The organism is Haloarcula sp. MBLA0163, from assembly GCF_055632435.1.
Genome location: NZ_CM145745.1, coordinates 1,940,939 through 1,967,935, shown reverse-complemented (window position 1 = coordinate 1,967,935; position 26,997 = coordinate 1,940,939). Strand labels below are relative to the sequence as shown.

Sequence of the window (26,997 nt, the reverse complement as noted above, 5' to 3'; positions counted from 1 at the left end):
ATGTCAGTCGTCCGCGACCGGCGACCGACTGGACGGACGCATCGACGAGCGCCGTCGGGCCGCGTCGTCCCGGCCGAGGGTGTCGGCCGTCTCGGTCATCCGCTCGGCGACGGCGGACTGCTGGTCGCTCAGCCGCTGCGTGGAGGCCTGCAGTTGCTCGACGGCGGCCCCGAGGCCGCTGGTGTTCGTGCTGAGTCGCTGCATCGAGTCGCCGAGTGCCGACAGCGCGTCGCCTACGTTGGTGTCGCCTCGTGTGCCTGTCTTGGTCATGTACGGTACTAACGGCTCGTGGGACCTCGCTTGGATGCCTAACAGGTTAGGAATACGGCGGCCGACAGGTCAGCGCGTCGTCGACTGGCCGCCGGACAGGCGACTGACGGTCTCGTTGATCTCCTCGACCTGCCGGGTCTGTTCGCGCGTGTTGGCCGCGGCGTCCTGCATCTCGGTCGAGACCTCCTCGGCGCGGCGCACGACCTCGTCCAGCATTGTCGCGATCTCCTCGGTGCTCGCGGCCTGGTCGTCGGTGGCCTCCGAGACCTGTTCGATGCCCCTCGCCGTCTCCTCGATGGCGGCGACGATGTCGGTCAGCGCCTCGGTCGAGTCCTCGACCTGTTCGATACCGCGCCTGACCTGTTCGTTCGTCTCCTCGAGGTTCTCGACGGTGTCCTGCGTGTCCGACTTGATCCGACCGACCATCGCCTCGATCTCGGACGCGCGCTCCTGTGACTCCTCTGCGAGGTTCTTGACCTCGTCGGCGACGACGGCGAACCCCTCGCCGGCCTCGCCCGCCCGCGCGGCCTCGATGGAGGCGTTGAGCGCCAGCATGTTCGTCTCGTCGGCGATGTCGTCGATGACGGCGACGATCTCGTCTATCTCGTCGACGCGGTCACGGAGTGCGGACACGTCGTCGGCGACTCGCTCCGTGGACTCGCCGACGTCCTGCATGACCCGTTCCGTCTCCTCCGCGGTCTCCTGGACCTCCGTGGCGGCGTCGTCCGCGTTCCGTGCCGTGGAGGCCACCTCGTCGCTCGTCGAGGCGATCTCCTCTATGGTGGCCGAGAGCGATTCGACCTCCTGACTGACGGTGGCCAGCGTCTCCGACTGCTCCGTCGACAGTTCTGAGACCCGCTCGCTGCTGTCCGCGACCGACTCGACGGAGTCGTGGAGGCTGTCGGTCCGCCCGGCGACGTCGGTGACGATGTCGTCCAGTCGCTCGGCCATCTGGTTGAGCGAGTCGACGACGTCGAGCAGTTCGTCGTCGACGTAGTCGGTCTCCGTGACGGACGCGCGGGCCTGCAGGTTCCCGGCCTCGATGTCGGCCATCGTCCCCTGCAGTTCCGCGACCATCCCCCGGAGCTGCTCCTGCCGACGCGCGTCCTCGCTCCGGTCCTGTATCATCTCGACGACGCCGGTGAGCGTCCCGTCCTCGTCGTACATCGGGGCCGCGCTGAACCGGATGTGGCGGTCCTCACCGCGGGCGTCCTTCATCACGCTCTGGTCGGCGTAGAGCGTGTAGTCGACGTCCTCGACCCGCGGGACGCCGTACTCCTCGTCGGCGGACTCGGGCTCCTCGATGACCTTCTCGGCGAGGGTCATCGACCGGCGGCCGTCGTGGTAGAACGCCGGTCCGACGACGCCGTGTTCCTCCGCGAGTTCGATGGCGCCGGCCTGTGACTCGCCCGTGAGCGCCGCGAGCGAACTGTTCCAGTGCATGATGTCGCCGTCGGCATCGAGCACGAAGATCGGCGTGTCGATGTGGTCCAGGATGACCCGGTAGTCCAACGGACCGCCGCCTCCCGTGCCGCCACCGATTCGTGTCTCCTCTGTCTCGACCTCCGCGTCAGATTGTTCGTGAGATGCCGACCGACCTGTTCCCATATACCTGAACAAAGCCGAATCTAATCGTATAATACTTATCTCTATTCGGTAACAGGTTTCAGAACGGGTCGTCCGACGACGGACCGGCGACGCCGAACACAGCGCCGCCCGTGACGGGGCCGCTCAGTCGACGTAGTCGATGTCGTCGCCCAGCTGCTGGGCGGCCTTCTCCTGTTCGGCCTCGCTCTGGCCGTATATCTGGGGGGACTCGACGCCGGTGACGACTATCATGGTCTCCATCTTCCCCTCGAAGTCGTTGTTGATGGACGCGCCCCAGATGATGCGGGCGTCCGGGTCGATGCGGTCGTAGATCTCCTCGACGACGCCCTCCGCCTCCTCGATGCTCATGTCGGGGCCGCCGACGACGTTGACCAACGCGGAGTTCGCGCCGTCGAACTCCACGTCGAGCAGCGGCGAGCGGAGCGCCGAACGGATGGAGTCCTGGGCCTTGTTCTCGGAGTCGGACTCGCCCAGGCCGATCATCGCGACGCCGCCGTTCTCCATGATGGTGCGGACGTCGGCGAAGTCCACGTTGACGAGGCCGGGCTTCGTGATGAGCTCGGTCATCCCCTTGACCGAGCGCATCAGGACGCGGTCGCAGATCTTGAACGCGTCCTGCAGGGGCATCGACGGCGCGTAGTCGAGCAGTCGGTCGTTCGGGACGACGATGACCGTGTCCGAAACCGCGCGGAGGCGCTCGAGGCCGGCGTCGGCGTTGGCCCGGCGGCGCTCGCCCTCCGCGGTGAACGGGATAGTGACGATAGAGATAGTGAGAGCGCCGGCCTCCTGTGCGGCCTGCGCGATGACGGGGGCCGACCCCGTGCCGGTGCCGCCGCCGAGACCGGCGGTCACGAACACCATGTCGGAGCCGTCGATGGACTGCTGGATGTCCTCGATGTCCTCCTGTGCGGCCTCCTCGCCGATCTTCGGGACCGAGCCGGCGCCGCGACCGCCGGTGCGCTTGCGGCCGATGAGGATCTTCGTGTCGGCCTTCACCTCGTCGGCGAGGTGCTGGGCGTCCGTGTTGGCGGCCACGAGTTTCGCCCCGTGGATGCCCTCCTCCATCATCCGGGTGACGGTGTTGCCGCCCGCCCCACCGGCGCCGACGACGGTGATCTTCGTCTCGAGGTCCTTGACGACGCTCGCGAGTTCGTCGTCGGTCATCGTCCCCGACGTCGACATGTCCTCTCTGGTCGGCGTCGTCTCGGTTGCCGTCTCGCCGTCTGAGGCCGCGTCCTGTTCCTCCTCGGCCTCGTCGATGGCGTCGTCGATAATCGAGTCCATATTTAAATCCCCGTTGCAGACGAACACTCATTAGTTTTCCCCCTGTGTCTGACACTCGTCTGACGAGTTGGTCGCCGCCTTCGGGCGTTCTGCGGGCCGTTTCCTACAACGTAAATCGGCGTATACGTTCCCGTTGGAAGCGCTCTGGCCCGATTTCCTCACCATCGACCTCGACAGATTGGCCCGCGGAGAGCTTTCCGAACTTCGGTCCTTCGGGCACGCCTGCGGTGCGTGCGAGGGCCGGGTCGAACCGCTCCTCGCGGGCGACGAGGACACCGTCCTCGCGTTCGACGCTGTCGTAGCGTTGCCGGAGGACCTCGGCCAACGCCTCGACGACGTCGTCGCGCGAGCGACCGGCCGGCAACACCACGGGACCGGTGACGACGGTGCCGTTCTGGTCCGTGTCGAACGCGAGCGCGTTTGCCTCGAGCCAGGACCGGACCGTCGCCTCGTCGATGCCGGTGGCCTCCGAGAGCAAGCCGTCTGGCAGGTCGGCGACAGCCCACCCGTCCGCGCCGCTCGTCGCCGGGTCGCCGAACCGGAGGCCGTCCTCGACTGTCGTCACTTCCTCCTCCAGCGTCTCGACGAGCCCGAGGGGGACGCCGCTGGTCTCGCGGACGAACGTCTCGTCGACCACGCGGTAGCCGAGCGACTCCAGCGTCGCGACGAGGTTGGGGCGGTCGTCTTCCAGGAGCGCGTAGTCGGCGGCGCTGGCGTCGAAGGCGCGCTCGAGGACCGCTCTCCGCGCCGCCTCGCCGTCGGCCCACTCGTCGAGCGCGTCCAGCGACCAGTCCGCGGCCACGTGGCCGACCGACCAGTCCGTCTCGCGGACGACCCGTTCGAACCGCGGCGCGTAGTGGCCGCCGCCGAAGCCCACGAGGTGTCGACGCGTGCCGTTCTCCCGCGGGGCGTCGGCCGCGACGGCGCGGACGTCGAGGATGGCCCGTGCCACGGCGCGGGCGGCGTCGGGGTCGCGCCACTGCGCCTCGGCGCTCCCGACTTCGACGAACGTCGAGGGCACGCCGACGTCCGTCGGGCCGTGGTGCGTACACTCCATCCCGACCTCGTAGTCGTCCGGCGCGTGCTCTCTCAGGGCGTGGACGACGGCGCGGTGGGCGTTCGGACAGGCGCGGGCGAACCGCTCCGCCTCGCCGCCGAACTCCGCCGCGCCGAAGTTGCCCGTGTGGTGGGCGGTGAGCAACTCGCCGGTCTCGCCGGCGTGCCGCGAGGCGAACGCGAGCCAGTCCGGGTCGTCGAACGCGTCGGCGACGCCGTCGAGTTCGAGGTGGAGCGCGTCGAACTCGCGGAGTTCGGCGCCGTCGGTCCGGTAGACGGTCCCGCCGCCCTCGGCGTCCGGTCGGCTGTCGTCGGTCGTCTCCGACCACGCTTCGAGTTCGAGGAGGTGCTCGCCGACGTGGGTCGACGCTTCGTCGGCCCGGGAGACGACGATCGCCAGCATCAGTCGGCCCTGTCCATGTGGACCGGGTCGTTGCCCAGCGCCGTCCGGAAGGCGTCGCCGGCCAGTCCGAGGAGGCGTTTCAGCGACCGCCACCGCAGGGCGAACAGGACGACGCCGGCGACGATGTACAGCGCCGTGTACCCCAGCAGGAGGTCGTGGCTCGTTATCGGCAGGACCAGGTAGTCCTGGATGAGCGCGAACTCGACGAGCACCTGGCTGATGAACAGCACGAACAGCAACACGGCCTCGCGGACGGATATCTCGAAGTTACAGAGCAGCGCCAGCGCGAAGAACGACTGGCCCGCCGTAATCCATATCTCGGCGGCCTGTCGAGCGTCGAACGGAAGGACGCCGTACCGACCCAGCGCGATGGAGTAGATGACGGCGATGGTCCCGATGAGCAGCGTCCACTGGTTGAGCTTCGAGGAGATGAGCGCGTTGAACCCCGCCGTCGACCGGGCCTTGTTGACGAGGACGGCGACGACGATGAGCTCCGGGGACTCGCTCGCCAGCGGCGCTATCCACTGAATCATGAAGAAGGAGGGGACGCCAATTTGCAGGCCAATCTCCTCCAGTCCGTGGGCGAACGGCTCGACGGCGGTGAAAATCATCGCCCCGGAGTAGCCGAAGAGCGCGAGGACGACGAGCGGCCGCCACGGCAGCGACCATCCCTGGAAGTACTGCGGGACGCCGACGGTGTGGTCGTGTGCCTCGATGTCGGACTTGAGGACGAGGCCGATGTAGGCCACGTACAGCCCCACGAGGAACAGGGTGTCGAGCGCACCGATGCCGCCGCCCAGCGGCACGGCGAACGCCCACGCGGTGGCCACCAGCAGGAACGTGATCTCGGTCGCGATGTCCGTGTCGAGCTGGACCACGTCGGCCATGAAGCCGTCGCGCTCCTGGACGGCGGGGTCCTGCGTCGACGTGGAGCGGAGGATGGTGAACACGGCGATGCCGGCCCACCCGATACCGATGAGGATGCGGTTGGCGCCGGTCATGTTCGCGATGGCGAGGTTGGCGTCGTGACAGGCCCGCGCGAGGGGCGTCTCGCCGGCCTCGATGGCGGCCGCCGAGAGTCTGGCACACGCCTCCGTCGTCGCTCCGCCGGCCCCCGCGTTCCACGCGAACAGTGCGTCGACGGCGTACTCCGGCGCGACGGCCAGGACCGCGAGGACGGCGATGGCGAACGCACGGGGGACGTCTTTCTCTGCCGTCTCCGCACCCCAGGCCAGCAGGAAGGAGGCACCGAGCACGGCCAGTCCACTCACAGCGACGGTGGCGACGGTGCCGAGGCCGACGCCGAGGAGGCCGGCACCGACCCATCCGGCGGTCAGCGACACCGCGAGGGCGACCTGTACCAGGGGGTGACGTAGACGACTCACTAGGTGGGGACAGCACAGGTCAGCGTGAAAAACTTGCGAAAGCCGGGGGCGGTGTCCCAGGCGTGTCGCATCGGGAGCGTGGCGTTCATATCCGAGGCGCGCGCTGGCAGGTGTATGGACGTCTACGGTCTCATCGGCAACCCGGTCGGGCACTCGCTGTCGCCGCCGATGCACGAGGCGGGGTACGAGGCGCTCGGGCTGGACGCGAAGTACGTCACGTTCGAACCGCCGGCGGACGAGGGGGCCGCCGCCGTCGAAGCCGCCGACAGGCTGGGCGTCGCCGGACTGAACGTCACCATCCCGTTCAAACAGGACGTCCTCGACGCCGTCGACCCGGACCCGCTGGCCGACCGCATCGGCGCGGTCAACACCGTCGACTTCGCCGGGGAGACGCCGCGGGGGTACAACACGGACGCAGTCGGCGCCGTCCGGGCGCTCACACACCACGGCGTCGAGCTGTCGGGGACGGCCGTCGTCGTCGGTGCGGGCGGGGCGGGCCGGGCCGTCGCGTTCGGCCTCGCCGACGAGGGGATGTCGGTCCGTATCGCCAACCGCACGGCGTCGAAGGCCCACGCGCTGGCCGACGAGGTGCCCAACGCCACCGGCCACGGCCTCGGCGACTTCGACGCGCTGCTGGCGGACGCCGACGTCCTCGTCAACTGCACGAGCGTCGGGATGGACGAGGACGAGACGCCGGTACCGAAGGCGGCGCTCACCCCCGACCTCGCGGTCCTCGACGCGGTGTACTCACCCGTCGAGACGCGCCTGTTGCGCGACGCCGCCAGCGTGGGCGCGACGACCGTCGACGGCGCGTGGATGTTGCTGTATCAAGGTGTCGAGGCGTTCGAGCGGTGGACCGGCGAAGACGCCCCGGTCGATCCAATGAACGAGGCGTTACGAAGCGGCCTGTAACCGATAGCGTACCAGCAAGAGATTAGTGTCGGGGGGCAGTATCCACAGCTATGGGTCTCCTTCAGAAACTGAAATCTGCGCTCGGGCTCAACGGGGCAGAATCTACGTCTGGGTCGGGGTCGTCCGGTGACGTCGACGTCACCGTCGAGCGCGAGCCATCTACAGAGAGCGAAGACGCGGTCAAAGGGACCGCGACGGCGGCGACCGAGGCCGAAGCGGACACGTCCGACACCGACGCCGGGGCGGCGCCCGAACCCGCCGAGGACGACGCCGAGACGGGCGAAGCGGTCGAGGACGACGTCGACGCCACGGTTCCCGAAGCAGAACCCGACACGGCGGACGACGCCGAGGACGAATCGGAAGCGGAAGAGACGGACGACGAGGGCGAGTCGGAGCCGGACCCGACGCCTGAGCCCGAGGTGGCCGAGGGGAGCGACGACCCGGTCACCGAGATCAAGGGCATCGGCCCGGCGTACGCGAAGCGCCTCTCGGGGCTCGGCATCGAGACGGTCGGCGAGCTCGCGGTGGCCGACGCCGCCGAGATAGCGGCCGAGACGGACCTCTCGGAGAGCCGCGTCGAGGGCTGGATAGAGCGCGCCGAGGCGTACTGACTGCCCGAACCGCAAGCGAATTACTCCCCCGCCTGTTCTCTCCCGGTAATGGCAACGGTCGAGACCGACCGGACCGCCTTCGAGCGACTGGCAGCCGACGCCCCGCCGGACGCTCGGATTCCCGTCGCGGTCCGGGTCACCGTCGACGACCCGTTCGCGGCCTACCGGCGGGCCCGTGACCCCACCGGCGGCGTCTATCTGGCGACCACGGGCGGGCAGTCCGGCTGGGGGTACTTCGCGACGGCCCCCGCCGAGTTCACCGAGGTGGCCCCCGACGAGGGCGACACGCTCGGGACGCTGGCCGACCTGCTCGACGGGAAGACGCTCGTTCGAGGGGACTGCGAGGTCCCGTACCCCTGTGGCGCCGTCGGCTGGCTCTCGTACGACGTGGCCCGGGAACTGGAGTCGCTCCCGGACAGCGCCGTCGCGGACCGCGCCCTCCCGCGGATGCAGCTGGCGACCTACGACCGCGTCGCGGCGTGGGAAGAACCACGCGGGGACGGCCCCGTCACGCTCACCGTGACCGCGTGCCCCCGACTCGACGACCACGACGACGCCGGACTGGCCTACGAGTTCGGCAAGCAGCACGCGCTGGACCTCGCTCGCGCGGCCACCGAGGGCGACCCGTCGGTCGACGACCCACCGGTCGAGGCGGACACCGCACAGTTCGAGAGCGACTGCACCCGCGAGGCCTTCGCCGACCGCGTGCGGACGGTCAAACAGTACATCCGCGACGGCGACACGTTCCAGGCGAACGTCTCCCAGCGCCTGAGCGCGCCGGCGGCGGTCCACCCGGTCGAGGCGTTCGACGCCCTCCGAACCGTCAACCCCGCCCCCTACTCCGCCCTCGTGGAGTTCCCGGGCGTGGACCTCGTCAGCGCGAGTCCCGAACTCCTCCTCCACCGCGACGGCGACCGCCTCGTCACGGAACCGATCGCCGGGACGCGACCCCGCGGCGAGACGGCCGCGGCCGACGAGCGACTCGAGGCCGACCTGCTCGACGACGAGAAGGAACGGGCCGAACACGCGATGCTGGTCGACCTGGAACGGAACGACCTCGGGAAGGTGAGCCGGTTCGGCACCGTCGAGGTGACCGACTACCGCCGCGTCGACCGCTACTCCGAGGTGATGCACCTCGTCTCGGAGGTCACCGGCGAGCTCCGGGGGCGTGCGACCCTCGAGGACGCCGTCGCGGCGGTGTTCCCCGGCGGCACCATCACCGGCGCGCCGAAACCCCGGACGATGGAGATAATCGACGAGGTCGAACGGACCCGCCGCGGCCCGTACACCGGCTCTATCGGCGTCTTCGGGTTCGACGGGCGGGCGACGCTGAACATCGTCATCAGGACGCTGGTGCGGTACGCCGAGGAGTACCACCTCCGGGTCGGCGCGGGCATCGTCCACGACTCGGACCCCGACAGCGAGTACGACGAGACGCTCGACAAGGGCCGGGCGCTCGTCACGGCCGTCGACGAGGCGCTGGGTCGGCGGGCGGACCTCTCCGTGGAGGGGTCCCGATGACCGGGACCGGAGGCGGGACCGACCGACGCGGCCGCGGCCCGCCGCCCAGCGACTCGCCGGCACCGACCGTCCTCGTCGTCGACAACTACGACTCGTTCGCGTACAACCTCGTCCAGTACGTCGGCGAGGTGGTCCTCCGGTTGGGCGGCGACGAGGACGACGTCGTCGTCCGGCGCAACGACGCGGTCACCGTCGAGGAGATACACGATATCGACCCGGACGGTATCGTCGTCTCCCCCGGCCCGGGCACCCCCGACGAGGCCGGCGTCTCGATGCCGACCTTCGCCGAGCTCCGGTACCCGACGCTGGGCGTCTGTCTGGGCCACCAGGCGCTGTGTGCGGCCAACGGCTCGACCGTGGGTCACGCCGAGGAGGTCGTCCACGGGAAGTCCTCGCTCGTGACCCACGACGGCGACGGCATCTTCGAGGGCGTCCCGGACCCGGTGAAAGTGGGCCGCTACCACTCGCTGGCGGTGCGGCGAGAGGACCTGCCCGACGCCCTCGAGGAGACGGCCTACACCGAGGACGAGGCGAGCATCGTGATGGGCGTCCGCCACCGGGACCACCCCCACGTCGGCGTCCAGTTCCACCCCGAGAGCATCCTGACCGACCACGGGAAGACGATGGTCGAGAACTTCTGTCTCACATGCACTATCACGTAGACGGCGAGCTGGTTCCGGCCGACGAGGCCACGGTATCGGTACTCGACCGCGGGTTCATGTACGGCGACGCGGGGTTCGAGACGCTCCGGGCGTACGGCGGCGACCCGTTCGCGTGGGACGCACACCGCGAGCGACTCCAGCACACCGCCGAGACGCTGGGGTTCGCCGACGCCGTCCCCGACGACCTGCGCGACCGAGTCGACGAGACCCTCGACGCGAACGACCTCACGGAGGCGTACGTCAAGGTCTCGGTGACCCGGGGGGTCCAGCCCGGGAAACTCACGCCGGACCCCGATGTGGACCCGACGGTGGTCGTCGTCGTGAAGGAGCTGCCCCGCGGCGGGCGCGACGGCGAACGCGTCTGGAACGGGCCGGCCGACGTCCAGACCGTGCGGACCCGCCGCGTCCCGAGTGAGGCGGTTCCGGCGGACGTGAAGACCCACAACTACCTCAACGGCATCCTCGGCAAGCTCGAACTCCGGCGGGCGGCCGTCGACGGCGAGGCGGCCGACGAGTGCCTGATGCGAACGACGGCGGGACACGTCGCCGAGGGGGCGACGAGCAACCTCTTCTTCGTGACCGACAACGGCCTGCGGACGCCCAGCGAGGACCTGGACCTCCTCCCCGGCGTGACCCGCGACGTCGTGATGGAACTGGCTCGCGAGGAGGAGTTCCCCGTCGAGACCGGACACTACTCGTTGGACGCCGTGCGCGACGCCGACGAGGCGTTCCTCACGAACTCGACGTGGGAGATTCGCCCGATAGCGACGATCGACGGCATCGAGGTGGGTGCCGGCCCGATGACGAAGCTGCTCCAGCGGCTCTACGACGAGCGCGTCGAGGCCGAACACTACTGAGAAGGCGACCGCCGGCAGGTGGGGCGGTCGCACGGGACGGTCGGTGCAACCGTGGTCGTCGGTTCAGTACGGGGCGTAACAGACCCAGCTCTCGGGCGGGACGGAGATGGTGGTGTAGCCGCCTCCGCCGGTGGAGATGTCGCCGGCGTTGCCGCTGTAGTCGTTGAGCGTCGTGTTCGACCACGACGTGTAGACGTCCGCGGACCGCCAGCTACCGGTGCGGTTCAGTCCCACGAGCAGGTTGTTGTACCGCTCGAAGACGTACAGCGGGCTCGACGAGTACCGCGTGTACGCCGCGCCGCCCGCGAGGTTGTTCCGGATCCACAGCAGGTTCCGGATGTCGTCGTCGGCGATGCCGATGCGGTTGCTGTACACGCGCGGGTACCCCTCGTAGGTGAGGATGTACGCGTAGGCCAGTTTCTCCAGTTCCGGCGGGCCGCTGTCGTGGTTGGAGACGAAGGTCAGCGCCTGGAACGGCGACTGGTCGACGAGGCCGGCGCCGTCCAGCTTCCGAAGGTCGCCGTAGGGCTTGCACGCCTCCTTCAGTTTGTAGTACAGCGGGTAGTCCGTGACGGACATCCCGGTGTCCGCGTAGCCCTGACAGTAGTCGACGCTCCCCTGCAGGCACTCCCCCACCGTCCAGAGGCCGAGGTCGTCGGCCCACTGGTTAGCGTAGTCGCTGAAGAACCACTCGGGCACGTGTTTGACGGCGTCCCACCGGATGCCGTCGACGTCCATGTCGGCGTACTTCTTCACGTAATCGTACAGTTGCCCGCGGACGTACGAGGACTCCTGCTTGAGGTCTTTGAGCTCGCACGTCAGCCAGTCGTTCTCGACGGAGCTGGGGTCGCTGTAGTCGATGCAGTCCTTGGGGTGGAAGTCGCGTTCGCTGAAGTACGGCAGGTCGCTGTAGGAGACCGGCTCGGCCCCGCGGAAGTCGTCGGCGGCCGCCATGTGGTTGACGACGGCGTCGGCGACGACGTCCAGCCCCTGTGCGTGGGCCTCGGCCACCATGTCCTGGTACTCGGCCTCGGTGCCGAACACGCTGTTGAAGTTCTTGAGGTCTATCGGCTGATACCCCAGCGGCGGGTCGGTGACCCCCTCCTGGTGGCTCCGGTCCAGACGGCTGTACTGCGCCGGCGGGACCTGAATCGTGTCGTACCCCTGGTCCGCGATGGTCGAGAGGTCGCTCTTGACCTGGGTCCAGTCGGTGTGGTAGTACTGGTACACCGCGCTGGAACCGACCGCTTCGGCGCCGCCGGTCGCTACCGAGGCACCCGTCGCCGCCGCGCCGAGTGCGCCCATGCCTCTGAGTACGTCGCGTCGGGAGACGCTCTCGCTCCCCCTGGTGAACTGTCGTGTCATCTGCGTGGTTACCCTGTGTCGCCAGTCGAGTGTGGTCCGCTCGCACGAACCACGAACTATGATGAATTACTACATAACATTAAAGATGAGGATGTTCTCGAAACGTAATATATCGGCTGTCGGAGGGTACGGGAGGTGCTCGAGGCGTCTGTGGCTGTCTGCGAGAGTCCCTCGACTGCCGGTTCTCCGAGTCGTCGATAATTTATTGTTGGGGCTCGGGGAGATTCGGGGATGTTCGCTGCTCTCTCAGACAACGTCTTCCCGCTCCACGCCGTCGACGTCCAGAATCAGGTCGGCGCCGTAGGCTCCCGCTGGCGTCTGGAACCCGGTCGGTGCGTCGCCGTCGAGGACGCGGTCCAGCGTGGCCAGCGCCGTCTCGACGGTGAGGTCGTAGGTGTGTGGGCCGCGGAGCCGGCTGACCGCCCTGTCCCCCTCCGGCGTCGTCGCCTCTCCCCAGACGTAGCTCCGCTCGCTCGCCCGCTCCTCGGCATCGGGCCCGTCGGTGGTCCGCTCGACGTACCACTTCAGGGCGGCCTTCACCGGTGGGAGGCCGAGGAGCGGCGAGAGCGTGCCGGTGAGTCGCTGCACCCGCGCCGCGCTCTCCGGCATCGACATGTACACCGTGACGTTCGGGATGCCGGTGGTGTAGTAGGCCGTCGCGACGTCGCCCCACGGCACCGCGGCGGCGTGCAGGCCGTCGTTGCCCCACCCGAAGTCGACGGTCCGCGACTCGTGGGCCGGGCCGACCCGTTCGACGCGGCCGTCGCGGCGGACCGCACCGCCGGCGTCGAGGTGTTCGACGACGGTCTTCAGCGTCCCCCGGGAGAGGCCGACCTCGGCGTGGAAGGCGAGTTCGAGCGTGTCGGCGTCTGGCAGTCGCGTCGACAGGTGGGCGGCGATGCAGTCGGTCGGGACGACGTCGAACCCGACGCCCGGCATGAGCATCACGTCCGCGGCCTCGGCGTCGCCGTCCCGCGCGTGGATGGCCTCGAACACGTCGAGTTCGCCGGTGATGTCGAGGTAGTGAGTGCCGGTCCGGAGACACGCGTCGACCATCGGTTCCCACGTCCGGCTGAAGGGCCCCGCACAGTGTACCACCGCGGTCGCGTCTTCGAGCACCATGTCGAGGACCTTCGGTTCGTCCAGTCCGACCACCTCGAAGTCACACCCGAGTTCGGCGGCCTGTCCGTCGACCTTCTCGCGGTCGCGCCCGACCAGTACCGGGTCGAGCCCACGGTCGACGGCCGCGCTCGCGAGGAGCGACCCGGTGTACCCGTAGGACCCGTAGATGACGACCTCGCCCATGCCCGCGGTGTTCGGCGGAGGTTCGGATAAACGTTGGCGGTGTGGTCAGTTGTCCGACCGGGGAATTGAAACCGAGGAGCCGCCTACCCTGACCCAGCATGGACGAGGACAGTCGAATCGCGGCGGTCAGCGACGTCCCCGAGGACGGCAGTTTCCTCTTCACCGTCCGGGACGGGTTCGACACCGAAGAGGCGATTCTGGTACGGCTCACCGACGGCGTCGTCGCCTTCGAGAACTACTGCCCCCACTGGCGCGACATCCGCCTCGACAAGGGCAGCGGGGCGACGATGCGGGAGGACGAACTGGTCTGTGAGAAACACGGTGCGACGTTCGCGTCCGACACCGGCACCTGTACGTTCGGGCCGTGCGAGGGGGCGGTCCTCGAGGAGATCGCCGTCGCCGTCGAGGACGGCGCGGTGTACCTCACCGACGACCGCTACGAGTTCGACCAGCAGGGCCCCTCCGGCGACCACGACCGCTCCTCGCGGGGGCGCATCGGCTTCTCGGGCCAGTAGACGGCCCCGAAACGCCGCGGTCCGCCTACCCGATTCGATAGGCAGGTTCGGCGACGCTCTCGGACTTGCACTCCGGGCACCGGCTCGGGCGGTTCGTCAGGTCGTCGAAGTCCGTGAAGCCACAGCGTTCGCACTCCGGCGGCGCCACGAGCAGTTGCTCGTCCGTCGCGTCGAGCGACTTCGCGATGTGCTCGACGTGTGTGAGCGCGGTGCTGGTCTGTATCTCGAACGTGTTCGCTATCGTCCCCGCGGCCATCGCCTCGTCGCGTAACCGGTCGGCGATGCGCTGGCGCGTCGTGCGACTTGCCTCGCGCATGGGACACCTTGGCAGGCGTCGACAATAGGCTTTGTTCTGTGGCGAGCGTCATCGGGGGACAGGTATAACTAACGCCGTGCCGACAGACGGGTATGACTGCTGTTGGGCCGCGAGTGCCACTCCTCGTCCTGCTCGTCGTTCTCGCGGGGTGTGCGGGACTGCCGGGGAGCGAGACGCCGACGCCCGACGCCACCGGTCCGTCGGCCGAACCGCCGTACTTCGCGTTCGCCAACAACGGGACGGAGACGTGGGACGTCTCGCTGTACCTCCTCGACGGGCCCTCCGACGAGTTCGAGGTGACCTTCAGTAACGGGACGACCAGAACGGTCCAGCAGTACGCTATCCCGGCGATTGCGACGCGAATCGAACCGGTCACCGAGACGCTGGCTCGTGAGAACTACTCCGTCGGCCCGGGGACGACGCTCTGGGTGAACCTCCGTGGCTGTCGGGCCGACACCCACGTCTGGTACATCTACGAGCAACGGAACACGAACGCGTACAGCTACGGCCCGGCCATCGACTGCGACGAGTACCCGCTGCTCGAGTCACGGACGCCGAACGGTGGGGGCACCTCCGTCGGCGGGGACTACAGCGACCTGTTCGACGACCCGGAGACGACGAGACGTGTGCTCTCGGCGAACGCGAGCGAGTGATACCGCCCGCCGTACGGAGTCCGGTCGCTCCGAGGTGATGACCACTGCCGAGGCGGGACGGACGTGACCGAAAGCGCCTCAGCCGAAGTTCTCGACCTTCGCGTCGTCGGTGTCGACGTCGGCGGCCTCCAGTGCGGCCATCGCGTCGTCCAGGAAGTCGGCGAACCCGTAGACGAACACCTGTCCGCCGTCGGCGACGGCGTCCGCGACGGCGTCGGTCAGGGCCGCGTCGGCGTCGAGGACGTGGACGACGGCACCGGCCGCCTCGAGCGCCGCCAACCGGTCCTCGTGGATGGGCGACGCGTCCCGGTAGACGACGGCGGCCTCGTTGCCGTCGGCCAGCGCGCGCTCGGCGATGCCGACGGCCGGCCCGATACCGGGGCCGCCCGCCAGCAGCACCGCTCGCTCCTCGCCCTCGTAGTAGTCCGACCCGAAGGGGCCGGCGATGCGGACCGAGTCGCCGGCTTCGAGGTCCGCGAGCAGGGGCGCGACCGCTCCCTCCGGGTCGATACCGACGGTGATCTCGAACTCGCCCTCGACGTCGGGCGAGGAGATGGTGTAGAAGCGCGACTCGTCCTCCCCGTCGACGGTGAGGGTCAGTTTGACGAACTGGCCGGGTCGAGCGTCGAACGCCGACGGCGTCTCGATGTCGATGGCGATGGCGTCTGGGCCGACGGACCTGACCGCTGTGACGGGGAGTGAACGTTCGTCCATATCACGGTCGAAGTCGGGGCTCGACAAGGGGATTTCGGTTGATTCTGCCGGAAGAAGCCCCCGTCGGTACGGAATCGGGCAGTCACGCGCGCGGGCGCACACAGAAGCCTTTTCACCCCCGGTTTGCTACCCATGCGGTAGTATGCCAGACGACCTCAACTGGGCCATCGGCGGGGAGGCCGGCGATGGAATCGACTCGACCGGGAAGATCTTCGCACAGGCGCTCTCCCGGGCCGGTCGACACGTCTTCACGTCGAAGGACTTCGCCTCACGTATCCGCGGCGGATACACCGCCTACAAGGTCCGGACCGCGGTGGACCGCGTCGAGAGCGTCGTCGACCGCCTCGACATCCTCATCGCGCTGACCGAGCGCACCATCCACGAGAACGAGGACGAACTGCACGACGACTCCGTCATCATCTACGACGGCGAGCGCACCACCATGCAGGACGTCGAGGTGCCCGGCGACGCCACCGCGCTGGAAGTCCCCCTGAAGCGCCTCGCCGAGGACGCCGGCGGCGCCATCATGCTCAACGTCGTCGCGCTCGGCGCGGCCTGCGAGGTGACGAACTTCCCCATCGAGAACTTAGACGAGAGCCTCCAGAAGCGCTTCGGCGACAAGGGCGAGGCCATCGTCGAGAACAACAAGCAGGCCGCGCGGATGGGCCAGGAGTACGTCCAGGAGGAGTTCGACCACGAGTTCGGCTACGACCTCGAAACCACCGACCAGGACTACGTCCTCCTGAACGGCGACGAGGCCATCGGTATGGGCGCCATCGCCGCCGGCTGTCGGTTCTACGCCGGGTACCCCATCACACCGGCCACGGACGTGATGGAGTACCTCACCGGCCGCATCGACCAGTTCGGCGGGAAGGTCGTCCAGGCCGAAGACGAGCTGTCGGCCATCAACATGGCGCTGGGCGCGGCCCGCGCCGGCGCGCGGTCGATGACCGCCACCTCCGGACCCGGCATCGACCTGATGACCGAGACCTTCGGGCTCGTCGCGACCAGCGAGACGCCGCTGGTCATCTGTGACGTGATGCGGAGCGGCCCCTCGACGGGGATGCCCACGAAACAGGAACAGGGCGACCTCAACATGACGCTGTACGGCGGCCACGGCGAGATTCCCCGCTTCGTCGTCGCGCCGACGAACATCTCCGAGTGCTTCTGGAAGACCGTCGAGGCGTTCAACCTCGCCGAGAAGTACCAGACGCCGGTGTTCCTCGTCTCCGACCTCGCGATGGCGGTCACCGAGCAGACGTTCTCCCCGGAGACCTTCGACATGGACGAGGTCGAGGTCGACCGCGGCAAGGTCGTCGACGAGAACGACATCGACGCGTGGCTCGACGAGAAGGGCCGCTTCCAGGCGCACTTCCCCGCCGCCGACGGCGTCTCGCCGCGGGCGTTCCCCGGCACCACCGACGGCGCACACATGACCACGGGCCTCGAACACGACGAACTCGGCCGCCGGACCGAGGACACCGAGGTCCGCGTCGAGCAGGTCGACAAGCGCAACCGGAAGGTCGAGACCGCCCGCGAACAGGAGGAGTTCGACTACCGCGAGTACGGCGACCCCGACGCGGACACGCTGGTCATCTCCTGGGGCTCGAACGAGGGCGCGATGCGTGAAGGCCTGACGTTCCTCGAAGAGGAGGGCTACGACATCCGGTTCATCTCGGTGCCGTACATCTTCCCGCGGCCGGACCTCACCGAGGAGGTCGAGGCGGCCGACGACGTCATCGTCGTCGAGTGTAACGCCACCGGCCAGTTCGCCGACGTCGTCGAACACGACGTCCTCGAACGGGTCGACCGCATCAACAAGTACACCGGCGTGCGGTTCAAGGCCGACGAACTGGCTGAGGAGATCAAACAGACGCTCGCTGGCGACGCGGGCACGACAACGGAGGTCGAAGCAGAATGAGCTCAGACGTTCGATTCACAGACTTCAAGTCCGACAAGCAACCGACGTGGTGTCCCGGCTGCGGCGACTTCGGGACGATGAACGGCATGATGAAGGCCCTGGCCGAGACGGGCAACGACCCCGACAACACGTTCGTGGTCGCCGGCATCGGCTGTTCCGGGAAGATAGGGACGTACATGCACAGCTACGCGCTGCACGGCGTCCACGGCCGCGCACTGCCGGTCGGTATCGGCGTGAAGATGGCCAACCCGAACCTCGAAGTGATGGTCGCCGGCGGCGACGGCGACGGCTACTCCATCGGTGCGGGCCACTTCATCCACGCGGTGCGCCGGAACGTCGACATGAGCTACGTCGTGATGGACAACCGCATCTACGGGCTGACCAAGGGGCAGGCCTCGCCGACCTCGCGCGAGGACTTCGAGACCGGGACGACCCCGGAGGGCCCGAAACAGCCCCCGGTCAACCCGAAGGCGCTGGCGCTGGCCTCCGGCGCGACGTTCATCGCCCAGTCGTTCAGTTCGAACTCCCAGCGACACGCCGAGATCGTCCAGCAGGCCATCGAGCACGACGGGTTCGGCTTCGTCAACGTCTACTCGCCGTGTGTCACGTTCAACGACGTCGACACGTACGACTACTTCCGTGACACCATCGTGGATCTGGACGAGACGGACCACGACGCGGGCGACCGCGACCAGGCGAAGGACAAGATCCTGGAGAGCGAGAAGGAGTACATGGGCGTGCTCTACCAGGACGAGGACTCCGTGCCGTTCGAACAGCGGGAGGGCATCGAGGACTCCATGGCCGAGATTCCCGACGGCGCCCCCGAGGGTGCGATGGACCTCGTCCGCGAGTTCTACTAGACCCCATATCTACGCCCCGGGGACTCTCCCTCGCCACGGGTGAGCGCTCGACCCCGGGCGAAAACGGCCGAACCCGCGGCGACGCGGTGAGTTGGGCACGGTATCCGCGACCGCACAGTCTCCCAGCTACCCCGTCGTTCTCACTGCCACGCCGTCGCACACACAACTGGATTGGGTCCGGACCCATATGCACGCGGCCCCACATACTGGTATGCACGTCTTCTGGCATCAACGGGACCTGCGAATCCCGGACAACCGGGGGCTGACGGCCGCCGCGGAGGGGGACTCCGTCCTCCCGGTGTACGTCGTCGACACGGACGTCCTGAACACGGTCGGCAAGCGCCAGCGAGCGTTCTTCATGCAGGGCGTTCGGGCGCTGAAGCGCGCCTATCGAGCGCGCGGAGGCGACCTGCTGGTCCGGGTCGGTCCGGCCGCCGACGTCCTCGCCGACGTGGTCGACGAGTTCGACGCCGACCGGGTGTTCTACAACGACCACTACCGCCCGGCACGTCGGAACCGCCAGCGCCGGGTCGACGACGCCGTGCCGACGACGTCGCTGACGGACCTCCTGCTGGTCGACCCCGCCGCCCTCGACGACCGCTACGAGAACCACAGTCGGTTCTACGACGACTGGCAGGCCCACCACAAGCGGCCGCCGGCCGAGCCGCCCGACGGCGACTCGCTTGCAGAGGTCTCCGATTCCAGGACGGCGCCCGCCATCGAGGCCGACCTCGACCTCCCGCCCGCGGGCTACGAGGGCGCACGCGAACGCTGGGAGCAGTTCCTCGCCGACGGCATCGAGACCTACAGCGACAGCCGTGACGACATGCGAGCGGCCGTCGAGCGACCGGTGGGGGCCGTCTCCCGGATGTCGCCGTACATCGCCGCCGGGATGATAGGCATCCGCGAACTGTGGCGCGATGCCAGCGAACGCCACGCCGACGTCGGGCCCGACCAGAAGCGACAGGTCCAGAAGTACCGCTACGAGCTCTCGTGGCGCGAGCAGAGCTACCACCTGCTGTACCACACGCCGACGCTGCTGACGGAGAACTACACGTCGTTCCCCAACCCCATCGAGTGGGAGAACGACCCCGAGCACCTCGCGGCGTGGCGACGCGGCGAGACGGGGTATCCGCTCGTCGACGCTGGGATGCGCCAGCTCGAGCGAGAGGGGTACGTCCACAACCGGCCCCGGCAGAACGTCGCCTCCTTCCTCACCAAGCACCTCCTCGTCGACTGGCGGAAGGGGGCGCGCTACTTCACGAAGCAACTGGTCGACCACGACCCGGCATCGAACTACGCCAGTTGGCAGTGGACGGCCTCGACGGGGACCGACTCCGTCGACGTGCGCATCTTCGACCCGGTCGCCCAGATGGCGAAGTACGACGGCGGCGCCGACTACGTCACCGAGTACGTCCCCGAACTCCGCGGGGTGCCGGCCTCGAAGATCGTCGACTGGCCGACGCTCTCGGACGCCGAGCGCGAGGACCTGGCCCCGGACTACCCACACCCCATCGTCGACCGGGACGCGGCCTACGAGCGCGCCCAGCGGGTGTTCGAGCGAGCGCTCGGCAAGCGGTAGTCAGGCCGGGCGGTCAGTGGTGGCCGGGCAACACGCCCGGGTCGCCGGAGCGGTAGATGTACTCGACGGCGATGCCGGTCAGCGGCGAGTCGGCCGCCGTCGCGTACTCCTTCGCGAGGTCGAGGTACTGTTCGGTGACGTCGACGACGCGGTTGTACGCCGCCCGGTCGTCCGGCGCGAGGACGTACTCGGCGGTGACGGGCGTCAACTGGCCCTCCGCCCGGTCGTCGGCGTAGTCGTCGACGTCGTCCAGCCACACCTGCGCGCCGATGATGGCGAGGACGATGGCCTTCGCGAAGTCGTCGTCGACGTCCAGTCCCGCCAGCCGGTAGAGGTCCAACATCCCGTCGTAGATGACGCCCACGCGGGCGTACTGTGTCTTGCTGTACGGCAGGTCCTTCTCGGCGCCGGTGAGCGTCGCCGGGTCCTCGTCGTAGTCGGCGAACTTGTACTCCTCGCGGATGGCCTCGCGTGCGCTCTCGTCGCCGGCCTCGGCCGCTTCCAGCAGCTCCCTGAAGTACTCGTCCCGGTCCTGGTGGGCCTCGGAGTAGTCGACGGCCCACTGGTAGGCGTCGGCGACGATGGACGGCATCTCGTCTAAGAGGCCGTCGAGGTGGGACTGGAGGGCCGCCTGTGCCGTCTCGGCCACCCGGCGGGGGTCGACGTCGACGTCCGTCTCGAAGTCCTCGAACTCGTCGTCGTTGATGGCGTCGCGCATGTCGCCGTCGACGAGCGCCTCGATGGAGAGGCGGGTCATCTGCTCGGCCCGGACGACCATCTCGCGCGGCGAGAGGGCCGGCGTGTCGCCGTCCAGCGCGCCGCGTTCGACTGGCGGGACGCCGGTGGCTATCTCCTCGGTGACCGGGTCGTCGTCGGCCTCGCGGCGGGCCTCGCGGTAGACGTACCCCAGCGTCAACTGTGCGGGCAGGATGAGTTTGGTGTCGTAGCTGAACGACACCGGCCGACCGAACTCCGCCTCGAGCGCGGCCTCGACCCGGTCGTAGACGTCGGCCATCATCCGCTCGGTTCGGTCGTCGATCTCGGACTTGAGGGCGAGGCTGGCGTAGTCGAACACGCCGGAGTCGGCGTAGTACCCCAACACCGACCGGACGGCGGTCGGTAACCTCGGCCTATCGGCCAGCACACCGGCACCTGTTTTGAGAACCATGTATCGTCTCCCCGCGTCTGGCAACTGGTGTGACGGGTGGCTCCTTTACGCTTTCGAGAGACGCCGCCGGCCTCGCGGGCAGTGGATAAAGCAAGACTGATTACGCACACGAGTAACCCACAACCATGCGCGACCGCTTTGACGTGGTGATAGCCGGGGCGGGGCCCGCGGGTGGGCAGTGCGCCCGGGACCTTGCCGAGCGGAACTACGACGTGCTGGTACTCGAGACGGAGCAGGAATCGGAGTTCCCACGTCAGAGCAACAAGTCGACCGCCGGGACCTTCCCCTCCGCGATGACCTCCTTCGCCATCCCGGACGATGTCGTCATGCAGTACACCGACGAGGTGGTCCTCGAATCGCCGAACGACCACTACGTCCGCACCCAGACCGGGGCCGTGCTGGAGTTCGCGGAGTTCAAGCGGTTCCTCGTGCGCGACAGCCGCGAGAAGGGCGCGACCTACCGCTTCGACTCGCGGGTGTCCGCGCCCATCATGGAGGACGGCGACATCGTCGGCGTCCGCTACGACGGCGACGAGGAGGTGTACGCCGACGTAATCATCGACGCCACCGGGCCCGCGGCGCCCCTGGCGAAGAAACTCGGCGTCTGTGACCTCAAGCGGGAGAAGCAGGCCATCGGTATCGAGTACGAGTTCGAGAACGTCGACATGAACCACGACGGCTACGCCGACCTGCGCGACACGATGATGCTCCGCCTGGACCACGACCTCGCCCCCGGCGGCTACTCGTGGATCTTCCACACCGGCGAGGACACCGCGAAGGTCGGCCTCTGTTACATCCAGAACGCCTCCCACCACGAGTACGCCAAAGACGGGATGGGCATCGACGACTATCTGGACTACTGGCTCGACACGGACCCGCGCTTCGAGGACGCCGAGCGGATCGAGGGGACTCAGGCCCACCGCGGGTCGGCCCACATCCAGCCGCCGAAGTCGCTCAGCACGGACAACTTCATGGCCATCGGCGACACCGTCCCGTCCATCGACCCCCTCTGGGGCGAGGGCATCCACAAGGGCATGAAGTCCGCCCGGGCCGCCGCCGCGACGGTGGACGCGGCGCTCACCCCGGAGACGCCGGACACTTCGGCGGAGTCGCTCTCCGTCTACGACCAGCTCTGGCACAGCCAGGTCGCCCCGAAACACCGCGCTCGCCTGATGATGACGGAGCTGCTGTATCTCGCGCCGAACGAGCGGTACGACCAGCTGATGGCCGACCTCCGCAGCACCGACGAGGACACGCTCACACAGATAAACAACGGCGACCGGCGGGCCATCACGAAACTCGCGCACCTCTCGGACGTCCCGCTCCTCGCGAAGTACGCCCGACGGCGACTGTCGAACTGACCGGCTCTCGCCACGCCGTGGCCCAGTGCGGCAACTTTTTCTCCGGCCGCCCGAACCGTCCGACAATGAGCGACAGCGCGCTCGGTGTCGTCGGCGACGAGAGCGTGGCCGATCGACTCCGCGACGCCGGCGTCTCCGTCGAGACCGGGTCACCGGCCGACCCGCCGGCGACCGAGCGGGTCGTCGCCGTCGGTCAGACGGCCGTCGCCGGGGTCGGCACCAGCGACCACGACCCGCTCGTGCTCCCCGTCGACGCCGGTCGCGGCGTCCGGTCGGTGACGCGGGACGCCGTGCCGGCGGCCGTGCGAGGGATGGACGACGGCCACGTCGACCGCCATCCAGTGGTGACAGTCACGACCGACGGCCACGTCGTCGGGCGGGCGGTGTGGGACGTGACCGCCGTCACCGCAGACGCCGCTCGCATCTCGGAGTACGCCGTCGAGACGCCGACCGACTCGGTCGGGCAGTTCCGCGCCGACGGCGTCACCGTCGCGACGCCCGCCGGGTCGCCGGAGTACGCCCGCCGCGTCGGTGGCCCGGTGGTGGCCCCCGTCGCCGGGGCCGGCGTCGCCGCGCCCATCGCCCCGTTCGCGACCAACCCCGACCACTGGGTGCTGCCGCTCGACGACCTCACCGTCTCCGTCGAGCGGGACGAGGCCACCGTCGCGCTGTACGTGGACGGCGTCCACGAGGGCACCGTCGCCTGCGGACAGACCGTCACCCTCTCGCGGAGCGGGGCGATGCGCGTCGCCGTCGTCGACGAGAGTCGCTCTCGCTTCGCCTGATTCCTGCCGAGATTGGAAAGACACTAATGGCCCTCGGACAGAGGTTTGCGTATGCAGCCATCCGTAACCCTCTTCGGGCCACTGGACACCATCATGGGGGCCACCGGTCCGGGGGACGTGCTCGTCGTCGAGTACATCCTCCTGGCGCTGGTGGTTGGCAACTTCCTGACGCGTATGGTGGCACACAGACGCTACACTACCCAGTACGACGACGGGGGGGCCGAAGCCATCAGCCGGCACCCGGTCCACGTCGCGAGCAACGTCCTGCTGGTCGTCACGTCGTTCTACTACATGACCCTCGCCCACCACGGCGGGATGGTCCTCTCGGTGCTCGTCCTCGGGATGGTCATCACCGACTTCTTCGAGTTCGAGTCCCGGAAGGTCGAAGCGCGCCGCGACCTTGCCCTCGAACGACCGAAGGGCGCACTGGTCGCTGCAGTGGTCGTCTTCATGTACGCGGGCTACCAGAGCCTCTTCTGGGTCATCAAGGGCCCCTGGTCCGCCATCGTCTGAGCGGGCCGTCGTCGCCGCTCCAGTTTTCGCCGTCGCTCTCCTGTGCCGGCCGTCATCGCTCGTATCCGGGTAGCCACGGCTCCTCCTACAGTGGTCACAGGTCGAGCCGTACCCCTCACTGACGACACGTAGCGCGATTCGGAGCAGAAAGGAGACCGACCGCCGACTCAGGCGGACCGCTCGTCGAGGTACTCGCGGAGCTCACCGATGAGGGGGATGAGCACCCAGAACGTGAGCGCGCCGAAGACGGCGAACCAGAAGAACACGTCCATCATCGCGATGGCCATGCTGTCGAAGACGGTCCGCGACTCGGCCGGAGGCAGTTCGCCGATGAGCTGTGCGCCCTCGAAGCTCGGTGTCCGGTACCATCCGGCGATGGTCATCCAACCGAGTCCGCCGACCATCAGCGCGCCGAACCCTTTGATGAACTCGTCAGCCATTATCGGATAGTTCGTCAGCGTCGTCTTTAGACTTTCCCATCTCCTCGGTGCGAAAGCGCGTCGAGAAGGCGTACACGACGGCTCCCAGGAGGATGAGGCCGACGCCGGCGATGGCCACCGGGACGTCTATCTCCGAGGCCGGCGCCGACGCCCTGTTGGTCGCGACGTCGACGAGGATGAACCCGCCCACGACGCTGAACACGGCGATGAGCGTCGAGAACACCGTGACGGTCTTGTAGACGCGGAGCGGGACCACGACGTCCCGGGAGTGGCCGGCGTCGGGCACGCCCGCCTCCTCCGCGCCCTCGGTCTCCCTCGGCACGCCCGACTGGTCCTCGGTCATCACGCAGGCTAGGGGCGCAAGGTACTTTACTGCGGCGAGACGGGTGCGTGTCGGGTCCCGTGGGCTCGGTCAGAAGAATGGACGGCGACCGGGGGGAACCGGCGATACGACGACGAAGGCGGGAGAAAGACGGCGGCCTACTTCGGCGGCCGGAGCCGGTAGTACCGGCGGTTGAGGTCGAACATGTAGCCCTCGCGCATCGTCTTCAGCACCGCGTAGGTGATGGTCCCGGCGACGATGGGGAGGAGGAACGTCAGGTCGAACAGCAGGTGCGAGTCCATCGGGATGAGGTTCTTGATGGACAGCGCGGCGATGGTCAGGCTGAAGATGACGCCGGCCATGCCGACGGCGGCCCAGAACGGCTGCTCGACGGGACGGCGCGCCGACCCCTTGTTGATGAACGGGACGATGGCGACGAAGCCGACGACGACGACGTTCGCGAGCACACCGTAGGTCCGGTCGGCCATCAGCTTCGCCCCGCCGAGGATGGCGAGGTTGGGGTTCAGCGGACCGAGCTTGAGCAGGCCGAACGACCAGTAGAGGTACCAGTCCGGCAGGATGATGGCCGGCGTCACGGCGGAGTTCGCCGGGTTCGGCATCTCCGGCGGGAGCGTCGCCGAGAGGAACAGGATCATCCCGACGAAGAAGCTCGTCAGGGCCAGGTTCCGGATCATCTCGTGGGGCCACGCCGGGAACGCAAGCACGTCGCGCTCGACGTAGTCGGACTGCTGGCGCAGGTCCTGGTCCTCGCGGCGCGCCCGTTCGAAGTACTCGTAGGTGAGCCGCGAGAGGCCCTGGGAGCGCTGCTTGCGCTCGGACCACGTCGGCGTCTCGTCGTCCGGTGCGACGATACCGCCGCCGCCCGAGCCGTCTGTGCGAACCTCGTCGTCGGTGGAGTCGTTGTCGCTCATTGTATCAGTGTGGTTCCGCGATGCCCTGCATCCAGACGATGCCGATGTGGACGGCGATGAGCGCCGTCGTGATGAACGGGAGGAAGAACACGTGCAGGATGTACATCCGTTGCAACGTGGACTGTGAGAGGGTGAACCCCCCGAACATCAGCTGTGCGACCCACTCGCCGATGAGCGGGATGGACAGCGACATCTCGACGCCGATCTGGCCGGCCCAGAACGACAGCTGGCTCCACGGGAGCAGGTACCCCGTGTACCCGAACACCAGCGTCAGGGAGATGAGGATGATGCCGATGAGCCAGTTGAGTTCGCGGGGTTCCTTGTACGCGCCCGTGAAGTAGACGCGGAGCATGTGGAGGAACACCGCGGCGACCATCACCTGTGCGGCCCAGCGGTGGACCGAGCGCAGGAAGTAGCCGAGGTTCAACTGCCCCATGATTAGCATCACCGAGTCGTACGCCACGGTCGGGGAGCCGTCGGCGGCCGCGGCGGCCGGGGCGTAGTAGAACCCGAGCAACGCGCCGGAGATGGCGGCCACGACGTACGCGATGGTCGAGAACGACCCGAGCGCGTACAGCGGGTACCAGTACCAGAACTTGTTGTCGAGGTTGTACTGCTCGGTGTGGCTCTTCGGCATCTGCATGTTGACCTTGTAGTACAGGTCCTCGAGTATCTCGAGGTAGTCGACGACACGCAGACGCTTGTCGAGCCAGATGAGCGTGGTGAGGTATATCGATTCGAGTGGCGACAGCTCGCGCGATTCCATCCAGCCTTTGTGATCGTGTTCGTCCTTGCGTTCTAGGCTCATGGGTTACCCCTCCTGTGGCGGGCGTGGGAGCGCCACGAACTGCTTTTGCACCGGGCTGAACGGGTTGTACACCGACTGGTGGCACTGGCAGTAGATCCGGTCCTCGGCGCCGAAGTTCGCGCTCCCCTCCTGTGTCTTGAAGCCGGGGACACAGCAGAAGTGCGTACACTTGTTGAGCCAGGCGATGAACCCGTCCTGCGTGGCCTCGGAGACGAAGTTCTTGATGCTGTTCGGCAGCTCGGCGTACTTCCCCTCGCCGTTGGCCATCTTCTCTATCTCGACGGAGCGGAGGATCTGGACCGGCACGCCGCCGCCCTCGTCGCCGGCGCGCCAGTTGGCGCTCGCCGGTTTCCCGAGGCCGGCCTTCCCGATGCCGTTGCCCCACTCCTTGTAGTCCTCGAACATGTCGACGGTGAGGGGCGTGCCCTGCTCGACCTCGCCCTGCCAGGCGAACGACCCGGGGCTGTTGAGGAAGGTGTTGTTGCGCTCGGCCTGCGGGTAGATACCCTCGGAGCTCTGGATGCCGCAGTACTGGAACCAGGCCGAGGAGTAGTCGATGCCGCTGCCGCCGAAGTCCCGTGCGATGGCGACCCCGGCGTCGGGGTCGAACTCGGGCCAGATGCCCGATATCTCGCCGCCGTTGATCTCGATGGGGATGATGGGCATCCCGCGCGGTGCTGGGCCGTCGATGTTCTCGACGCCGACGAACGTCGTCGTCCCGCCACCTTCGCCGGCGGCGTCGGTCGTCGCGTCGACGGCGGCGGCCCCGCCGACACCGACGCTGGAGAGGGCCGCGCTGCCGACGACGCCCTTCACGAAGCGACGTCGACCAGTCTCGGCTGGATACTTGTCTTCGTCTAGTGGCATA

At 68.1% G+C, this 26,997-nt stretch carries 28 protein-coding genes; 13 read left to right on the top strand and 15 right to left on the bottom strand.

What is annotated here, in order from left to right:
* Positions 1-3: 3 nt before the first annotated feature.
* The 5 genes from ACV7GQ_RS10470 to ACV7GQ_RS10450 form a co-directional block, all read right to left on the bottom strand.
* Positions 4-270 carry a hypothetical protein gene (locus tag ACV7GQ_RS10470; protein WP_470310190.1) on the bottom strand — a complete coding sequence of 89 codons (267 nt, stop codon included), beginning with the start codon at positions 268-270 and terminating at the stop codon, positions 4-6.
* A gap of 69 nt (positions 271-339) precedes the next feature.
* Complete coding sequence (locus tag ACV7GQ_RS10465; protein ID WP_470310189.1) at positions 340-1,878, bottom strand: methyl-accepting chemotaxis protein; 1,539 nt, start codon at positions 1,876-1,878, stop codon at positions 340-342.
* A gap of 123 nt (positions 1,879-2,001) precedes the next feature.
* The gene (gene ftsZ / locus ACV7GQ_RS10460) at positions 2,002-3,162 is read right to left on the bottom strand and encodes a cell division protein FtsZ (RefSeq protein WP_470310188.1); all 1,161 of its coding nucleotides are present in this window, start codon (positions 3,160-3,162) and stop codon (positions 2,002-2,004) included.
* Between the two features lie 103 nt (positions 3,163-3,265).
* The gene (locus ACV7GQ_RS10455; protein WP_470310187.1) at positions 3,266-4,621 is read right to left on the bottom strand and encodes a D-aminoacyl-tRNA deacylase; all 1,356 of its coding nucleotides are present in this window, start codon (positions 4,619-4,621) and stop codon (positions 3,266-3,268) included.
* Entirely contained in the window at positions 4,621-6,006 is a 1,386-nt protein-coding gene (locus ACV7GQ_RS10450) for a sodium:calcium antiporter (RefSeq protein WP_470310186.1), read from the bottom strand. Before ACV7GQ_RS10450 ends, ACV7GQ_RS10455 begins: the two co-directional genes overlap by 1 nt.
* 114 nt (positions 6,007-6,120) lie before the next feature.
* On the opposite strand from ACV7GQ_RS10450, the gene ACV7GQ_RS10445 reads away from it, so the two are divergent.
* Genes ACV7GQ_RS10445 through ACV7GQ_RS10425 form a run of 5 tightly spaced genes read left to right on the top strand, consistent with a single transcriptional unit; the run spans position 6,121 to position 10,569 of the window.
* Complete coding sequence (locus ACV7GQ_RS10445) at positions 6,121-6,918, top strand: shikimate dehydrogenase (protein ID WP_470310185.1); 798 nt, start codon at positions 6,121-6,123, stop codon at positions 6,916-6,918.
* A 50-nt stretch (positions 6,919-6,968) separates the two neighbouring features.
* Positions 6,969-7,529: a helix-hairpin-helix domain-containing protein gene (locus ACV7GQ_RS10440; RefSeq protein WP_470310184.1), complete on the top strand. Its 561-nt coding sequence runs from the start codon at positions 6,969-6,971 to the stop codon at positions 7,527-7,529.
* A 48-nt stretch (positions 7,530-7,577) separates the two neighbouring features.
* Positions 7,578-9,050, top strand: coding sequence for an aminodeoxychorismate synthase, component I (gene pabB, locus ACV7GQ_RS10435; RefSeq protein ID WP_470310183.1), 1,473 nt, complete (start codon positions 7,578-7,580; stop codon positions 9,048-9,050).
* Positions 9,047-9,712, top strand: coding sequence for an anthranilate synthase component II (locus ACV7GQ_RS10430; RefSeq protein ID WP_470310182.1), 666 nt, complete (start codon positions 9,047-9,049; stop codon positions 9,710-9,712). The genes pabB and ACV7GQ_RS10430 overlap by 4 nt, the downstream gene beginning before the upstream one ends.
* Positions 9,697-10,569, top strand: coding sequence for an aminotransferase class IV (locus ACV7GQ_RS10425; protein WP_470310181.1), 873 nt, complete (start codon positions 9,697-9,699; stop codon positions 10,567-10,569). Before ACV7GQ_RS10430 ends, ACV7GQ_RS10425 begins: the two co-directional genes overlap by 16 nt.
* Positions 10,570-10,632: 63 nt before the next feature.
* On the opposite strand, the gene ACV7GQ_RS10420 is transcribed toward ACV7GQ_RS10425, so the two are convergent.
* On the bottom strand, positions 10,633-11,934 hold the full coding sequence (locus tag ACV7GQ_RS10420; protein ID WP_470310180.1) for an alpha-amylase domain-containing protein: 1,302 nt from the start codon (positions 11,932-11,934) through the stop codon (positions 10,633-10,635).
* Between the two features lie 246 nt (positions 11,935-12,180).
* Entirely contained in the window at positions 12,181-13,239 is a 1,059-nt protein-coding gene (locus tag ACV7GQ_RS10415) for a saccharopine dehydrogenase family protein (protein WP_470310179.1), read from the bottom strand.
* A 98-nt stretch (positions 13,240-13,337) separates the two neighbouring features.
* Here ACV7GQ_RS10415 and ACV7GQ_RS10410 point away from each other — a divergent pair, with 98 nt between their 5' ends.
* On the top strand, positions 13,338-13,754 hold the full coding sequence (locus ACV7GQ_RS10410) for a Rieske (2Fe-2S) protein (RefSeq protein ID WP_470310178.1): 417 nt from the start codon (positions 13,338-13,340) through the stop codon (positions 13,752-13,754).
* Positions 13,755-13,779: 25 nt separating this feature from the next.
* Here the strand turns inward: ACV7GQ_RS10410 and ACV7GQ_RS10405 are convergent, their stop codons facing one another.
* A complete protein-coding gene (locus ACV7GQ_RS10405) occupies positions 13,780-14,070 on the bottom strand; it encodes a transcriptional regulator (RefSeq protein WP_166969058.1) in 291 nt (96 codons plus the stop codon).
* A 92-nt stretch (positions 14,071-14,162) separates the two neighbouring features.
* On the opposite strand from ACV7GQ_RS10405, the gene ACV7GQ_RS10400 reads away from it, so the two are divergent.
* The gene (locus ACV7GQ_RS10400) at positions 14,163-14,723 is read left to right on the top strand and encodes a hypothetical protein (protein ID WP_470310177.1); all 561 of its coding nucleotides are present in this window, start codon (positions 14,163-14,165) and stop codon (positions 14,721-14,723) included.
* Between the two features lie 78 nt (positions 14,724-14,801).
* On the opposite strand, the gene ACV7GQ_RS10395 is transcribed toward ACV7GQ_RS10400, so the two are convergent.
* Complete coding sequence (locus tag ACV7GQ_RS10395) at positions 14,802-15,437, bottom strand: FAD-dependent oxidoreductase (RefSeq protein ID WP_470310176.1); 636 nt, start codon at positions 15,435-15,437, stop codon at positions 14,802-14,804.
* A gap of 142 nt (positions 15,438-15,579) precedes the next feature.
* On the opposite strand from ACV7GQ_RS10395, the gene ACV7GQ_RS10390 reads away from it, so the two are divergent.
* The 3 genes from ACV7GQ_RS10390 (at position 15,580) to ACV7GQ_RS10380 (ending at position 19,800) form a co-directional block, all read left to right on the top strand.
* A complete protein-coding gene (locus ACV7GQ_RS10390) occupies positions 15,580-17,358 on the top strand; it encodes a 2-oxoacid:acceptor oxidoreductase subunit alpha (protein WP_470310175.1) in 1,779 nt (592 codons plus the stop codon).
* Entirely contained in the window at positions 17,355-18,218 is an 864-nt protein-coding gene (locus ACV7GQ_RS10385) for a 2-oxoacid:ferredoxin oxidoreductase subunit beta (RefSeq protein ID WP_470310174.1), read from the top strand. Before ACV7GQ_RS10390 ends, ACV7GQ_RS10385 begins: the two co-directional genes overlap by 4 nt.
* Positions 18,219-18,429: 211 nt before the next feature.
* Positions 18,430-19,800, top strand: coding sequence for a cryptochrome/photolyase family protein (locus ACV7GQ_RS10380; RefSeq protein WP_470310173.1), 1,371 nt, complete (start codon positions 18,430-18,432; stop codon positions 19,798-19,800).
* 13 nt (positions 19,801-19,813) lie between these two features.
* On the opposite strand, the gene ACV7GQ_RS10375 is transcribed toward ACV7GQ_RS10380, so the two are convergent.
* Positions 19,814-20,968 (bottom strand): hypothetical protein, encoded by a 1,155-nt coding sequence (locus ACV7GQ_RS10375; protein ID WP_470310172.1) that lies wholly within the window; start codon positions 20,966-20,968, stop codon positions 19,814-19,816.
* Between the two features lie 125 nt (positions 20,969-21,093).
* Between ACV7GQ_RS10375 and ACV7GQ_RS10370 the strand changes: the two genes are divergently transcribed.
* The 3 genes from ACV7GQ_RS10370 to ACV7GQ_RS10360 all read left to right on the top strand — a co-directional run bounded on the left by ACV7GQ_RS10370 (position 21,094) and on the right by ACV7GQ_RS10360 (position 23,627).
* Positions 21,094-22,329, top strand: a complete 1,236-nt coding sequence (locus tag ACV7GQ_RS10370; protein WP_470310171.1) for a digeranylgeranylglycerophospholipid reductase — start codon at positions 21,094-21,096, stop codon at positions 22,327-22,329.
* Positions 22,330-22,394: 65 nt separating this feature from the next.
* Positions 22,395-23,114 (top strand): diacylglycerol kinase catalytic domain-containing protein, encoded by a 720-nt coding sequence (locus ACV7GQ_RS10365; protein WP_470310170.1) that lies wholly within the window; start codon positions 22,395-22,397, stop codon positions 23,112-23,114.
* Between the two features lie 51 nt (positions 23,115-23,165).
* Positions 23,166-23,627, top strand: a complete 462-nt coding sequence (locus ACV7GQ_RS10360) for a DUF7313 family protein (RefSeq protein WP_470310169.1) — start codon at positions 23,166-23,168, stop codon at positions 23,625-23,627.
* Positions 23,628-23,794: 167 nt separating this feature from the next.
* Here ACV7GQ_RS10360 and ACV7GQ_RS10355 read toward each other — a convergent pair whose 3' ends face one another.
* The 5 genes from ACV7GQ_RS10355 to ACV7GQ_RS10335 form a co-directional block, all read right to left on the bottom strand.
* Positions 23,795-24,067 carry a DUF7314 family protein gene (locus ACV7GQ_RS10355; protein ID WP_470310168.1) on the bottom strand — a complete coding sequence of 91 codons (273 nt, stop codon included), beginning with the start codon at positions 24,065-24,067 and terminating at the stop codon, positions 23,795-23,797.
* On the bottom strand, positions 24,060-24,410 hold the full coding sequence (locus ACV7GQ_RS10350) for a DUF7315 family membrane protein (protein WP_470310167.1): 351 nt from the start codon (positions 24,408-24,410) through the stop codon (positions 24,060-24,062). Before ACV7GQ_RS10350 ends, ACV7GQ_RS10355 begins: the two co-directional genes overlap by 8 nt.
* 137 nt (positions 24,411-24,547) lie before the next feature.
* Complete coding sequence (locus tag ACV7GQ_RS10345) at positions 24,548-25,321, bottom strand: cytochrome b family protein (protein WP_470310166.1); 774 nt, start codon at positions 25,319-25,321, stop codon at positions 24,548-24,550.
* 4 nt (positions 25,322-25,325) lie between these two features.
* Positions 25,326-26,129, bottom strand: a complete 804-nt coding sequence (locus ACV7GQ_RS10340; protein ID WP_220616649.1) for a cytochrome b — start codon at positions 26,127-26,129, stop codon at positions 25,326-25,328.
* Between the two features lie 3 nt (positions 26,130-26,132).
* Positions 26,133-26,996, bottom strand: coding sequence for a ubiquinol-cytochrome c reductase iron-sulfur subunit (locus ACV7GQ_RS10335; RefSeq protein WP_470310165.1), 864 nt, complete (start codon positions 26,994-26,996; stop codon positions 26,133-26,135).
* Between the last annotated feature and the right edge of the window lies 1 nt (position 26,997).